Below are 14,371 nucleotides of genomic sequence, written 5' to 3' on the forward strand. Positions count from 1 at the left end.
CGTTATAATATGTAGACGATTGAGCCTCATGGTGGGGTTAGTTGGCTAGATTGGATAACCTTACATCTGCGCTCAGTACACTGGATTGCTTTCCAGTAATCTGCACTATATCGGTAATTCGGGCTGTGATATGATTATTCATGTAGCAGACAGGAATGCCGAGTATGTAAGAAACATCTTTTCACCTTGGAGGGATTAGATGTGCAGCACCTTTGCTCCGTATTCACGGATTAATCCTGGAGCCCTTCTTATATGAGGGGGCGTTTATGGATTCGACGGGGATAGTTCGAGCATGGGTAGCGGGTAGTGGGGACGCGTCCGCTTTATCAACGCTAAAGCCTATTAAACGGCAAACAACAAACAAACTACGCTTTCGCAGCCTAAGAAACTGTGTGCGTGCTTCTACCCTGCATCGCCCATGTGACAGGACTAGGGGCTAACAAGTAGTGGGATACGCTGTCACATCTCCGCCTGGGGTGTGCTGAAGAAGACAATCAGGCTGACCCAACGTATAGCCGGTTACGGGGCGATACTCGGGTGACATCAAAACTGTGACTACACCCGTAGAAGCTTATGTGTCGTTATCTTCGGACAGGGGTTCGACTCCCCTCGCCTCCATTAGTAGTATCAGTGACAGCCACCATTTGGTGGCTGTTTTTGCATGCTTGGATATGTGGTGGTAGGGTAAACCGCTCTGGCTCTAAGGCTTCGGGCTTCTCTGTCGTCGAATACGACATATCTCTGATGATGTACATGGCGGTACCTCTGTACGTATCAGTTTTGATTGTCACCTTAGGTGGCCCCCGCAACTGGCTTCTACTTAGTTCAGCTTATTATTTTCTGTTCACCTCAAGCGTAGAGGAGATAGCGTATCCCCTAGATGGTAGAAAAAAACGATTTTGAAGTTTCAAAGTATCCTGTTAAGTATACCGATTTGATTGTAGGCGATAAAGTAATGGCAATGAAAGTTGAAACGGTTGTAGATTTGGACAAGTCTCTCGCATATAAGCGTCCTATTTCGTATGGTGAACTTTTGAAGGAAATACACAAAGAGTTGAATTTGATTGATCCAGAAGAGGACATTTGATTCACATTGATGATGAGTCAGACGAAATTGCAAATGGTGCGGTTGATATGATGGCTTATAGCCTGCTTGAATATTCACTAAAAATATATTTTGTTATAATTAAATATGGAACTAACTATTATCTCAATGAAATGGAGTCAAATTATGCACTTACTGGATAAAAGCCAACGTGTCTTTTAGGGGACGAATGCCTTTGTCAGTGATTAGAGGTGAACACTTACTAGTGGAAGGTGGAGTAAGTCCGTCTTACAGTGGTTGATACAAAACTTGAAAATCAATCGTGGTCCGGATCAAAAGATGAAAGATGCTTTTGTGAAGTTGGAACTAGAAGTAATCGTTTTGCAAAACAAGACGGTGAATTTGTCACTTCCCTTTAAAAGCCTGAAGCTATCTTGTGATAGGAAAACTAAACGGAACCCTTTCTTCAGATGAAATAATTCATCTTGGAGGAAGATACGTTGAGTAGAAAAACTGAAAATACAAGTTTCCGTTGTGAAAACTGTCATGCATATGTTGAACCATTAACAAACGGAAGCTTTAGAAATCATTGTCCAATTTGCTTATTTTCTAAGCATCTAGACAATAGACCAGGCGATCGTTTAAGTAGTTGTAAAGGATTAATGAAGCCCATTCAACTCGAATATTCTAGTAAAAAAGGATATCAAATTGTACATGAATGTACATCTTGCAAAAAAATGCAGCGTAATAAAATCGCTGTTGATACGAAACAAGAAGACGATATTTTAAGCTTTATGACATTAAATCTGCCATGTTAGAGTATTAGATGATGGTTAGTTCCACCCCTTTTAGATTCAGAACTGAAAGGGGTATTTCTATTGGAAATCTTTTGACCTGGATAGTGAGATATACAAGTGTGAGTGTCAACGGTAAATCGCAACAGCGACAGTTGATCCACGCAGTGAGAATTTAAGGAGTTGACAATTTCCCTGAATCTGAACCCTCATGGCATTTCCAAAACTATAGAAGGTTGGGAGTCTAGAGGAGCAGAAATACAGTATGTAATTAAGATCGAAGAATACATCAATGAATTATTCATTAAATACAAAAAAACCAACTCTGCTGACGAAGCGGAGAAGATTACACTCAGTCGTATTATTTCTGTATAATGTCATAAAGTTAAATTAATTGATTATCAAAAAAGTAGTTTGTTAGTAAATAACTATATAAAAGTCACGGAGCTAATAAATTTGATTCTTATATATTATTTTAAAAAGAATAATGTCGAAGCTTCTACAAGGTCTAAAAAGAAATAGGAGGTAGAAGTAAGTTTGCGACGGATGTAGAGGCTCAACTTTAGTGGGATACGCTGTCACATCTCCGCCTTGCTGAAGAAGACAATCAGGCTGACCCAACGTATAGCCGGTTACGGGGCGATACTCGGGTGACATCAAAACTGTGACTACACCCGTAGAAGCTTATGTGTCGTTATCTTCGGACAGGGGTTCGACTCCCCTCGCGCCTCCATTAGTAGTATTAGAAAAAGCACCCAAGAGGGTGCTTTTTCGTTTTTAATGAGTTGAAAAGGGGTTGCTATCTTCTTCTCTAAAAGCATGTAAATGACACGATGCTTCTTAGATCGACTCCAGTAAACACCCATCTTCGACCGGTCCATCTAAAACCTGCAACGGATGTACGCCCTACGAAGGTTGGGAAGAACCAGAACGCGTTCCCATTTCTCAGCCAAACATATGTGTTGCGGAACAAGCAACCGGCAATAGCTCCGGGGTCGATGGCGAATGCTGTAGCAGCGGGTTGCGGTGGTGTGAATTGTGGAGGAGGAGAGGATGGGGGCTGCTGTGTTCCTTGTGGTCCTTGAGGCGGCATGAATGCCATAAGATTTCACTCCTTATTGATAGGATTGGGATTGGGTCAGGCCTATAATAATGAAATGGCGAGTAAATTGAATAGCACTAGGGGTAATACGACATCATTTTGGAAACCGGGAACAAAGCCTCGATTAGTCATAGGGCTTGGTAGTTTTAAGTATAAAATTCCTCTTTCGCAGTGGATGAGTAACCCTTCAAAAACATCGCCATCTGCTGTCTCTACCCGAACAAGTGCATTAACATGGTTTTTACATATATTTGTTACATGGTCTTGAATGGATTTTAAGTTATTCATAGTGGTTGGATCCATTCGAAACAATGTTTGTTCCTGTTGCCCCTGCAGTTGCAAGTTCATGGTCATGACCTCCAATTTAGATTCGTTCATTTTCTGCATTCTATGCAGAAGCCTATAAGGGAGTGACGGCTATATGCGATTGATAACAGGTCACTGTCCTTGGAACAGGGGAATTCTTGCGGATTCTTGGCTTTGTTGATAACTTTGCCGAAGCTATCGAAGATGGCATCTATCAAGGGGCATTAACAGTTACGTGAAATGAAAACACTGCATGGTGGGTTACTAAGGCTCTAATGCTACCTTCACTTATGTTCATGTGCTCTTCGTTGACCTATCAGGCTGCCATTTCGACAAAGGAATACTAACAGTAGTTTGCATAACAGATATCGAAACTCTAGCTAAAAGTCATGAAACAACTCATTGTCGTGAGAAAAAACGTTCACAAAGATGACAAATTACAACTTTTAATGGTATAATGTGAGAAAAAACATAAATATTTCTATAAAAAAGGGGGATAGGGGGTAATTTGTCTAGGTACAGTTAGATAGATAGGCAGTGAAGTATAATTTGAATGGAGTGAATGACAGATGAACTTGAAAAAGTTATCGTTAGTGTGGGGTAACAGCTTGGATAAGTTGTTGCTACTACTCGCCTCTATCCTTGTAACTGCGAAATCTTCTGAATCTCATGACGTATATGGTATGGATCATTCTATAGGGCGGAACAAAGTGAGTATTGGAAGCAACCATTTAAATTGTTGCCCATCCTCACTTCATGGCCTATGACAATAGATGTGCAACAGATGTCGTTGCAGATGGAAAAAAAAGTCGTCAAAATTATCATGAACTATGATTCCATTATATTTGGTCTCAAGCATATCATTGAACAGTTTGAATTTATTGAGCATGTAGCAATTAGCAACGGATTAGAAACAGATGCCGTTGAACGGATAAAGCCTGATATTTTACTATTACAAGATTCGATTGCCTATCGACATGCCTCCAAACTGGCGAAGTGGAAAAGTAATGGAATTGTCGATCATATTATCGTTTTATATGATAAAGATAGTGAGTTGAAGGTGGATCAATTATGGAAATGTCAGATTGTTAGCTACTTACCACTTTACTCAGATGCCAAACAACTGCTGATTGCGTTTGAAGGGCAATTAAGTGGTTTTTCTATTATGCCTGCTCATATTGCCGAGCACATTGAATTAAGACAGTTGTCGCAGAAATCAATGCCCAAACTTACTCAAAATGAACAACGAGTACTGAAGCTAGTGGCAGAGGGGCAGACAAACACAGAAATAGCACAAACCATTCATTTAAGTGTTCGTACGGTAGAGACACATCTGAACAAAATATACCGAAAGCTTGACGTGCGTAATCGAGCAGAAGCCGTTTGCAAATACTTTCAAACTGCTTCACTTTAATTCATAATATTAGCCGAAATCTGAGACATGAACTGTCTTGGTTTTCGGCTTTCTTTCATTGCAGATTCTATTATAAGGAAAACCACATGGATAATTACAAGGATAACCACATGGGAAAATGTGGTTTTTACGGATGGGCGGAAAAATCATTTTAGAATAACATAAATTTAACAGGAAGCTGCTGATAGCAATGGTTAGATCGATGAAAGGAGGTGACAATCTATGAAGGCATTGGAAATGATAGGTGAGATTAATGAACAAGAATTGATGGAATTGTCGGGTGCCACAGAAGTACAAGTTGCTTCTTCTTGGCCTTGCGCCATTGTACCACCAGTAGTCATTTGGACGATCACAGATTCTGCTAATTCTTGCCCGACAACATCATGTTCTTCAAGATGCTAATTGTATTGATTTAAAAAGGAAGGTGGGGATATCAGATGGTTACTTTTCATTCGGGTCATCCATATATGAAGGGCTCATATGTATCGGAGCGAATTCCGGCTGGAGATACTCATCTCCGTCTGAAAGATCGTTCAGACACGCTTTTATCATGGATGGGACAATCCAAAGCAACCGAGCAGGAATTCGTAGCCAGGTTACAGTTAAAAGGCTTGAACCTTGACGAATTCAACCACTTGCTCGCTAACAAAGATATCCCCGCCACCTTACCTACGGGGTGGATGGGTGATCTTGATCGGATCTTAAACCAAACACCAGATTCATGGTTGACTGAGCATTTACATATGGGAATCGGTGTCGTAGTCATTCCATTTTTATACGAATATTCTGAACAAGTACGGCGTTGGCTCTCTCTCTCAAACACAGTGAAAATCCCGCAGGAACCTGTCTTGATCTCTCTGCAGTCCGGCTTCTTGCGTGATTTGCGAATGGTATCCGACCGGACGAGTGTCTATATGTATCATTTGGCAAAGGAACAGGAAGCTGGTCTGACGCTCGACACTTATGTGAAACGGCTAGCTTCGGGAATGACTGAAATCCAAAAACTGCTAGAGCAGTTTCCTGTGTTGGCTAGAATTTTGACAGAGATATCACTTCGGGCGGCGAATAATACGATTGAAATGCTTGAGCGTTTTCTGAACGATTATGACGAGATTGCTACGATGTATTTTGATGGCAGACAGATCTGCTTGAAGTCAGTACAGACCGGTGCAGGTGATGCTCATCAAAATGGAAGAACAGTCGCTATTATGGAATTCGATTCTAGCGAAAAGTTGGTTTACAAACCACGTTCACTGGATACAGATATTGCTTTCGCCGGATGGCTACGTTTTTTGGCGAATAAAGGACTCCGTTATGAGTTAAAAGGACCACTTACTTTATCTAAACAGCAGTATGGCTGGCAAGAGTTTGTAGAACATCGTCCATGCCAGAATGAAGCTGAAGTGAGACAGTATTATTATCGAATGGGTATGCTTTGTGGAATTTTGTATACGTTTCAATCTACGGACATGCACTACGAAAACATCGTTGCTTGTGGTGACATGCCTTATATTATCGATTATGAGACGCTACTCGCGAATAATATATATGATGAAGAGAAATTGGATTTCCCGATGTCCGGCCTTTACCGAAGTGTCTTTCTTTCTGGATTAATCCCTGTTGGACAAGTATTCCGTTCCCAAATTGATTTTGATCTGAGCGGGATCGGAGGCAAGCCAGACCAAACCTCGACAAATATGAAAGGTTGGGTGCTTAAGCAAGATGCTACAGATGAAGTTCAATTTGTAGAAGTACCTTTTACAACTGCTCAGCTCCAACATCTCGTGCAACTGGATGGCCAAATTATTGAGCCAGTCCACTATTTAGCAGAGATAAGTGAAGGTTTTAGGGAAGTATATTGGATCATTGCGAATGAGAAGGAAACAATGAAAAGGGAAATTCGTGACAGATTTGGTCATTTAACAGGGAGGGCCTTGTTACGTCCGACCTTTCTATACGGCCGCTTCTTGACGGCATCCCAGCATCCGAAGTATTTACGCAATGGGTTAGATCGGGAGAAATTGCTTGAAATGCTATGGAATATCGTGAAAGTTGATCATCGGTTCGAACAGATTGTACCGTCGGAAATCGATGATTTGCTCAACAATGATATACCGTACTATACCTTTCCGATAGCAGATACATGTTTATATACGAGTGATCAAAAGAAAATTCCAAATATATTCAAAAAAACGTGCCTAACATGGATTGAAGAAAGGCTTGATCAGTTTAGTGAAGATGATGTAGCTTACCAATTGCGTATATTGCAATACGCTATTCATTCCGCTCATGTCGAACATATGGAATTGCCCGAAATGGAAGCCTTGGACTATACGGATGGACTTCAATTAACTTCGAGCCAATTCAATCCGACAGACATGGCGATAGATATTGCGGATTATTTACTTGAATACCGATTGACAGAACAAGGTAATTCGACTTGGTTAGGGCTCAGAAATCATGATAATCGATTCCGTTTGACCCTATTGGATTTCTCGCTCTACAGTGGAACATTGGGGATTTCTATGTTTCTTGGCCTCATGTATGCGCAGACTGGAAATGCCAGCTATAAAAATGTCGCAATGGAGAGCTTTCGATATGTCATTTCTGTTTTTGAACGGGTGGCGGAGGATGAATTGTCACCATCCGTTTTTAATGGCAGAGGTTCTATTGTCTATGCTGGATTTTTTTTGGATGCACTCTTTGATTTTCCTGAAGCGCGCCATGCAGCCAAATTTCAGTTAACAAAGATAAAACAACATCCTGAGTCATCGCTGTTCACTCCATCGGTGGATGAACTGCAACCAAATCTGGACTTTCTCGATGGATATGCGGGGATCATCACGCTATGCATGCATATTTGGGAAAGGTTTGAAGAGCCCGAGGCTCTTGAGACAGCGCGTATTTATACGGCGAGACTCTGTCAGCACTTAAAACAGAATCCAGCAAAATTGATCGGCTTCGCCCATGGTTCCTCGGGGATGATATATGCTCTTCGAAAGGTAGAGGCATACGGTTTGCTTTCTCCTGATGAAGACGTGCTGGATACCTTGTTGCAATTCGAGCGAAGCCATTATGACTCTACGAGAGCTAACTGGATGGATCTGAGGGGACATGTGGAGGATCCATTAGGCTCATATTACTGGTGCCATGGAGCACCGGGTGTGTTACTAGGCCGCAGTGAGTTAGAGGAAACAATAGATGAGGCTGAGAGAGTAAAGCTGCTGGGCAATATGATTGAACACGCAACAACCAATCCCAGATTATCTTTATGCCACGGTGTTTTTGGAATTGTGGAAATTCTGCTGAGCCTAACTAACAATCCCGGTTGGCAAACGTCAAGCTTGATGATACATGATGCAATATGGCGTTTGGTAAACCGGACGAGTATCTCCTCACAAATGGAGGGCATGAAGGATCGCGGTTTAGTAGGTTTAATGCTGGGCGTTTCGGGAATTGGCTGGACGTGCTTGCGGCTTGCTAATTCAGAACTCCCATCGGTGTTAAAGCTACAATTTCCAGCCAAAGTTGTAACAATAGCAGAACAGTCGAATCCCGTACTTGCTGAGGAGGGGGCGCGTTGATTCGGAAACGGAACATTCCGTTCATTGAACAGATGAGCCAAACGGAATGCGGCATTGCATGTATGGCAATGCTTTGTGCCTACTACGGAAAACATGTAACCTTATTTGAATTACGCGATCGCATCGGTAGCGGTAGGGATGGAAATACATTATATGATTTAAAACGATTAGGCGAAGATTTAGGGCTCGAGGCAAAATGCTACAAAATTGAAGATTTAAATCTATTGTCCCAGTTGAAAGAGCCATTAATCTGTTTCTGGGAACAAAAACATTATGTCGTATTAGAGAGGATTAGCCCTAAATATTACTACATTCTAGACCCTGCCCAAGGGCGAATGAAATTAAATAAGGAACAATTTATGGCTTCGTTCTCCAACTATGTTTTGCATGGTAAACCGGGTGCAATGTTTCAACAACAAAAGCCTAAAAGTCTCTGGAAGCCGTACTTGGAAATGTTGTGGAAAAAACCGAAATTGCTCACATTTATGCTACTCACTAATTTGCTGCTTCAATTGTTTGTGCTAATTTCTCCTATCTTTGTGCAGCAGATGATTGATAATGTCGCAATTCAGGATAATAGCAAGAACATAAACGTATACTTGCTCGGGATGATCGTTTCGTTGGGACTATACTTTGTTTTTGCACTAATTAAAAATGAAATTTCCATTCATGTGTTCAAATATTTAGATCGTTCGATGTCTTGGCAGTATTTTCGTCACCTGCTTGTTATTCCGTACAACTTTTTTCAGATTCGCAGCACAGGGGATCTGATGTATCGTTTCTCTAATTTGCGATCTATTCGGTTAATCCTATCTAACCAAGTCATGAAAAGTATTTTAGATGCGATTTTGTTCATTGTCATTGTGAGTTATATGCTTGTGAAATCGCCACTATTATCAGTCTATGTATTCTTGTTTGCAGGATTGCTCTATCTTGGGATTCAACTGCTAAGACCGCATTTACATGAAGCAAGTCGTAATGAACTATCTAAAGATACCAAACTGTTCTCCTATCAGAACGAATCTGTATCCGGAATTTTGAACATAAAAATTACTGGAGCGGAAGAGACGGTATCACAGCGATGGAAATCGTACTATGACCAGTTTGTTAAAGCATTTGTCACTCGTGAACGACTGTATGGTGTTTTAAGCGCATTTTCCGGGGGCTTGACCATGTACATGCCTTTATTCATCATCTGGATTGGTGCGGGCCATGTAGCGGCGGGGGGCTTGTCCTTAGGTGAACTGATCGCTTTTCAAACAATTGCGGTCTACTTTATAAGCACTGCAAATTCACTAATTTTGTCACTGGAAACATTTTATCAGCTAAAAGTGTATTTACGGAGAATTCGAGATGTGGTGGATACCCCGGCTGAGGTTCCCGATGGCGTTGAGCTGCTTCAGGCAGAGCTAACAGGTGAAATCATTTTTGAACGGGTATCCTTTGCCTACACTTTGTATGCTGAACCCACGTTAAAAGATTTAGACTTTAAAATTCAAGCAGGTCAGAAAATTGCAATTATCGGGGCTTCTGGATCTGGAAAAAGTACATTGGCGAATTTACTTGTAGGTTTGTATCGACCGAGTGAGGGCGAAATCTACTACGGTCCGCATCGCTTGGAGGAGCTCGATAAACCGTATATCCGCCAACAGATGGGAATCGTCAACCAGCAACCATTTATGTTCAATCAATCGATTGTTGACAATATTAAAGGCAATAATGAGCAAGTCACGATGGATGATATCGTTCAGGCTGCCAAAGTGGCGCAAATTCATGAAGAAATTATGAGCATGCCGATGAAATACGAAACCTTATTGTCAGAGAATGCTCAAAATATGTCCGGCGGGCAAAGACAGCGATTGGCAATTGCCAGAGCACTCGTTCATATGCCAAAAGTTATTGTATTTGATGAAGCGACTAACGCATTAGATAGCATTAATGAGAAGAGAATTGATGAATTTTTGTCGCAGTTACAATGTACACGAATTGTGATTGCTCATCGACTATCAACGATTATGGATGCCGATCAAATCTTTGTGATGTCAGATGGAAGCATCGTAGAGAAGGGAAGACATGATGAATTAATTCAAACGAGTGCCTATTATCAAGATCTTGTCGAAGCCTATCGCTTCATGGATATGAAAGGAGGTGAGAAAAATGTCATATCAAGCGTTGAAAAACCCGTACTCCAGAACTCATAATAACGTACTTCCCATTGAAAACCCTCTTGTTGAATTGAAAGAGGATGAACTCTTGAAAGCTGGCGGTGCAGCACAACCGCAATGGGCAGAAGTCATTATTACGAGCTTAGCATGTGCCGCTGCGAGTTATTTCATTGGTAATCCAGGGCATGTGTGCACATTGACAGTTGAATGTCAGAAGTCTTGTAACTGATTAAGCAAAGAATAGAGAGACCGAAGGTTTTTACCTCGTCTCTCTATTATCATTTTTGGGGGTGATTCTATGTCCATCTTCAATTCAACGATCGCATACAATGCGCTTTATATTCATGAACGTAAATTATGTGGACCAAGTGAGTCTGATGCTGATCTGTCTTTGGTTATCCCATATTGGCAACAACTGTTGGATTTTGAAAATGAGCAGTCTTTCCAATCGCATATCGAGCGTAACTATCAAATCGATATTTCCTTTCTCCGTCGTCACTTTTCTGCAGACTCATCTGGTTTCAGTAAAGTGACTTCCCTCGAATCTACAGCATCGAGCTGGCTTGAATACATGACAAACATTTTTGATAATCGGTTATTGCAACAAGATGATGAAACAGATTATAAGCGAGATATGGAAGGAACGAACTTATCGGCTTTTCCATTTCATCGCTTTTATGATATTTTTGTTCGCGAGTTATATTTTGATTTGTTTAGAGACTTAAGTGTAACTACGAAGACGACGATATCCCGGTTAGCGAAGCATAATATTATTCAGTATTACCTGGATCTGTTGTATGCAGTAACACACAAGACTCTTATGTTAGAAATTAATTACTTGCGGATGGAAGGCAAGCTGGAAGGGGAAAGCCCCGAGCAACGCTATTTAGCCTACGTCACAGATTTCCTTGAAGATAACAACTATCTCCAGGGCTTGGTGGAAGAATATCCGGTCATGTTTAGACTTATCGCAGAAAAAACTCGAAATCTCAAACAATTTGTTCGTGAGATCATCGCTCATCTGGAGCAGGATCGATACGAATTACAGCAACAATTTGGTCTGAAAGAAACTGAAATTGTTCGATTTATGTTGGGTAGTGGTGATGCCCATAAACAAGGGAAAACGGTAGTTATCCTTGAATTTGGTTGTGGTACAAAGTTAGTTTATAAGCCTCGTCATATGGGAATTGATGAAACATTTCAGCAGTTTTTACAATGGATGAATGAGCAGGTGCAAGATGGGAGACCACTTCGGACAGTCGGCGTGTTGAACAAACACAAGTACGGCTGGATGGAGTTCATCCCTTACCAAACTTGTGTATCGAATGAAGAGCGCAAGCAGTTTTATTACCGTCTAGGTAAACTGCTATCTGTGCTACATACGATGAATGCTACTGATTTTCACTATGAAAATATTATTGCGAATTCGGATCAGCCTGTATTAATTGATCTGGAATCGCTGTTTCATCATACGATCAGCCAAGATCATAATTATACAAAGAGTGGCGCTATTAATCGGGCGCTTACCCTAATTCGGGATTCGGTTTTATCAACTGGCATAGTGCCAACCAACATCAATCGAGAGCAGACTTTTGACATTAGTGGAATCGGCGGAATAGGAGAGCAACAAAGCCCCTTTCAAATTCAAACGATAGAAGGCCAGAATACGGATGAGATCCGCTTGGTTAAGCAATTCGGTAAGCTTACTTCCGGGAATAATACCCCTCTATCGACAAATGATATAAACGGGGAAGACGATGAAATTATGAACTATCTGGATGATCTGTCGGAAGGTTTTCGATCAGGGTATAACGTATTTCTTTCCCAGAGGGACGAAGCGGCAAGACAACTGGAAGCATTCAAGGATTGCGATATCCGAAAGATATTAAAAACGACAATGGTTTACAGCAAGTTGCTTCATTTGAGCTATCACCCTGATTTTATGCGTAATCAGTTGGATCGGGAGCTCTTGCTTAATCGAATTTCTCTCGCAGCGGATCACTTGGATCAACAAATAATTAGGGCTGAGATCGCAGACTTATTAGAGGGCGACATTCCATACTTTTCAGCAACGCCTTGCGGCACTTGGATACAGGATTCACGTAGCCTAAAGATTAATGATGTATTTGTTGAGGATGGGTTAACGAGAAGTTTGCAAAAGTTATCCCAGTTTTCTGAAAGTGATTTAGTCCAACAGATACAGATTATTAAAGCGACAATATCAGCGGTTTATGCTAAGGAAGATATTAAGATTGTTCAGTTGAAAGATTGGAAAGTGCCTGAATCTGAACCGATTAATTTGCTTGAGAAGGCCAAGATTATTGGAGATACGTTAATCCGTGAGGCCATTCAATATGAAGGAGAGCAAGGCTTAGAATTTTGCTGGACCAGCATGGTGACCAAGGGTGGAAGAAAGCACTTTTGGCAGTATTCCGTGACGGGACCTGGTATATACGATGGAAATCCAGGTATTGCTTTGTTCTTTGCTCAACTTTGGAACTTGACGAGAGAAGAAGTATATCGAGATGCGTGTTTTGCTACCATTCGACCGATTGAAATGATTTTAGAAGAATTAATCCATCCAGATCAGATCAATCTGGGGGCATTTTTGGGTTTAGGCGGTATGGCATACGGTTTTGCGCAACTGGGCAGTGTGTTAGATGATCCAGCAATGAAGCAAAGCGCTAACCGTTTGTTGAAGGAGATCCCCAGAGTGCTTCCGCAAGACCAATTGTATGATTTGATTGGAGGAAGTGCCGGGGCTTTGGCTGTTATAGCAAGCATGCTTGAACAGAATCAAGAAGATGCCTGGTTAATTGACATTGGAGAACAGCTAGTCAAGCATCTAATTCAACATGCTACTCCAATGGAAACCGGGATAGCATGGAAGCCGGGGAACTCTCCGGAAAGTCCGTATATCGGTTTCTCTCATGGAAATGCGGGCATCATCTTTGCTCTATGTCGTTTTATGCCTTGGTCTAGACAACAAGCAGCTATCCATAAGATTGTTCAGGCTGCGATTGATTATGAAAACCGCTTTTATGATGAATCGGTTGAAAATTGGTTCAGTGAACATTTGAATCACCATTCCATTGCGTGGTGTCATGGCGCGCCCGGTATTTTGCTTTCAAGAATAGAAGCCATCCGCAATCAGATTGATCATGGGTTACTGGAACGCGACTGTCAAGCTGCCTTGGCGACGACTCTTGATGTATCTTTAGGGAGCAATTTTTCATTATGTCATGGAAACCTGGGTAATCTCGATGTATTATTGCAGGCTGCACAAAGTTTAGATTCGCAGCAACAATCACTGATTCGAGCAAAGCAATGTTTAATATTGGATGAATTGTTCCGCTATTCTGATGTCATTCATGCGGATATTAACGCCATAGGCGTGATGAATGGTTTGGCCAGTATTGGATATGGCCTGTTAAGAATAGCGGATCCTCAACACGTTCCCTCCCTGCTGACTTTAGAACTAAAAGGGCCGAAAGGAGTGGTTACTTCCGGTGGAGACTTCTCTTGGACGGCAAACGCAATGCGCAACAGGTAGTAAATTATTTCTTACCTAATGTAATATATTCTTGACTTTAGGTGAGGTATAATTTACAATTGTTGTAAAGGAGGGAGTGACTTGACAGAATTATTATCGAACAACATCTATATGCAGCGTGCCGAAAGAAGATGGTCACAGAAGCATCTAGCCGATCTAGTCGGTGTCAGTAGACAGACTATCCTCTCACTTGAAGCAAATCGCTACAATCCTTCCTTAGTTTTAGCATTTCGTATTGCAGAGGTTTTCGAGGTGGGAATTGAGGACGTATTTCAATATCTCCCTCAACAGCCGAAAGGGGATGAGTGATTTGTTTATGACTTATTTGCTACCAGCTGCTTTGTTTATCTTCTTTTTGTCCAGCCTATACTTTTTGTTTGTTTTTCCTCGGGAAAAAGATGAACGCTA

At 41.4% G+C, this 14,371-nt stretch carries 12 protein-coding genes, 1 other RNA gene and 1 other annotated feature; of the genes, 11 read left to right on the plus strand and 2 right to left on the minus strand.

Features of this window, described 5'->3' with window-relative positions:
• Window positions 1–256: 256 nt before the first annotated feature.
• The 4 genes from ssrA (at window position 257) to AB4Z30_RS19260 (ending at window position 1,863) form a co-directional block, all read left to right on the plus strand.
• Window positions 257–621, plus strand: a transfer-messenger RNA (tmRNA) gene (gene ssrA / locus AB4Z30_RS19245).
• 259 nt (window positions 622–880) lie between these two features.
• Window positions 881–1,087 (plus strand): hypothetical protein, encoded by a 207-nt coding sequence (locus AB4Z30_RS19250; RefSeq protein ID WP_441929109.1) that lies wholly within the window; start codon window positions 881–883, stop codon window positions 1,085–1,087.
• Complete coding sequence (locus AB4Z30_RS19255; protein WP_441929110.1) at window positions 1,084–1,248, plus strand: hypothetical protein; 165 nt, start codon at window positions 1,084–1,086, stop codon at window positions 1,246–1,248. The genes AB4Z30_RS19250 and AB4Z30_RS19255 overlap by 4 nt, the downstream gene beginning before the upstream one ends.
• A gap of 42 nt (window positions 1,249–1,290) precedes the next feature.
• Window positions 1,291–1,465 (plus strand) — a sequence feature (16S ribosomal RNA rRNA prediction is too short).
• Between the two features lie 80 nt (window positions 1,466–1,545).
• On the plus strand, window positions 1,546–1,863 hold the full coding sequence (locus AB4Z30_RS19260) for an RNHCP domain-containing protein (RefSeq protein WP_441929111.1): 318 nt from the start codon (window positions 1,546–1,548) through the stop codon (window positions 1,861–1,863).
• A gap of 787 nt (window positions 1,864–2,650) precedes the next feature.
• Here AB4Z30_RS19260 and AB4Z30_RS19265 read toward each other — a convergent pair.
• Together AB4Z30_RS19265 and AB4Z30_RS19270 are read right to left on the minus strand one after the other, a co-directional pair.
• Window positions 2,651–2,941 (minus strand): transporter, encoded by a 291-nt coding sequence (locus AB4Z30_RS19265; protein ID WP_441929112.1) that lies wholly within the window; start codon window positions 2,939–2,941, stop codon window positions 2,651–2,653.
• Between the two features lie 42 nt (window positions 2,942–2,983).
• On the minus strand, window positions 2,984–3,289 hold the full coding sequence (locus AB4Z30_RS19270; protein ID WP_441929113.1) for a hypothetical protein: 306 nt from the start codon (window positions 3,287–3,289) through the stop codon (window positions 2,984–2,986).
• 754 nt (window positions 3,290–4,043) lie between these two features.
• Here AB4Z30_RS19270 and AB4Z30_RS19275 point away from each other — a divergent pair.
• The 7 genes from AB4Z30_RS19275 (at window position 4,044) to AB4Z30_RS19305 (ending at window position 14,272) form a co-directional block, all read left to right on the plus strand.
• Window positions 4,044–4,661, plus strand: a complete 618-nt coding sequence (locus AB4Z30_RS19275; protein ID WP_441929114.1) for a response regulator transcription factor — start codon at window positions 4,044–4,046, stop codon at window positions 4,659–4,661.
• A gap of 222 nt (window positions 4,662–4,883) precedes the next feature.
• On the plus strand, window positions 4,884–5,063 hold the full coding sequence (locus AB4Z30_RS19280; protein ID WP_441929115.1) for a class II lanthipeptide, LchA2/BrtA2 family: 180 nt from the start codon (window positions 4,884–4,886) through the stop codon (window positions 5,061–5,063).
• A gap of 35 nt (window positions 5,064–5,098) precedes the next feature.
• The gene (lanM, locus tag AB4Z30_RS19285) at window positions 5,099–8,245 is read left to right on the plus strand and encodes a type 2 lanthipeptide synthetase LanM (protein WP_441929116.1); all 3,147 of its coding nucleotides are present in this window, start codon (window positions 5,099–5,101) and stop codon (window positions 8,243–8,245) included.
• Entirely contained in the window at window positions 8,242–10,446 is a 2,205-nt protein-coding gene (locus AB4Z30_RS19290) for a peptidase domain-containing ABC transporter (protein WP_441929117.1), read from the plus strand. Before lanM ends, AB4Z30_RS19290 begins: the two co-directional genes overlap by 4 nt.
• Window positions 10,403–10,639 (plus strand): plantaricin C family lantibiotic, encoded by a 237-nt coding sequence (locus AB4Z30_RS19295; protein WP_441929118.1) that lies wholly within the window; start codon window positions 10,403–10,405, stop codon window positions 10,637–10,639. Before AB4Z30_RS19290 ends, AB4Z30_RS19295 begins: the two co-directional genes overlap by 44 nt.
• A gap of 69 nt (window positions 10,640–10,708) precedes the next feature.
• Window positions 10,709–13,963: a type 2 lanthipeptide synthetase LanM family protein gene (locus AB4Z30_RS19300; RefSeq protein ID WP_441929119.1), complete on the plus strand. Its 3,255-nt coding sequence runs from the start codon at window positions 10,709–10,711 to the stop codon at window positions 13,961–13,963.
• Window positions 13,964–14,074: 111 nt separating this feature from the next.
• Window positions 14,075–14,272, plus strand: coding sequence for a helix-turn-helix transcriptional regulator (locus tag AB4Z30_RS19305; RefSeq protein WP_441929201.1), 198 nt, complete (start codon window positions 14,075–14,077; stop codon window positions 14,270–14,272).
• Window positions 14,273–14,371 lie beyond the last annotated feature (99 nt).

The sequence above is a fragment of the Paenibacillus sp. 2TAF8 genome (genome assembly GCF_052114825.1).
Lineage (GTDB): Bacteria > Bacillota > Bacilli > Paenibacillales > Paenibacillaceae > Paenibacillus.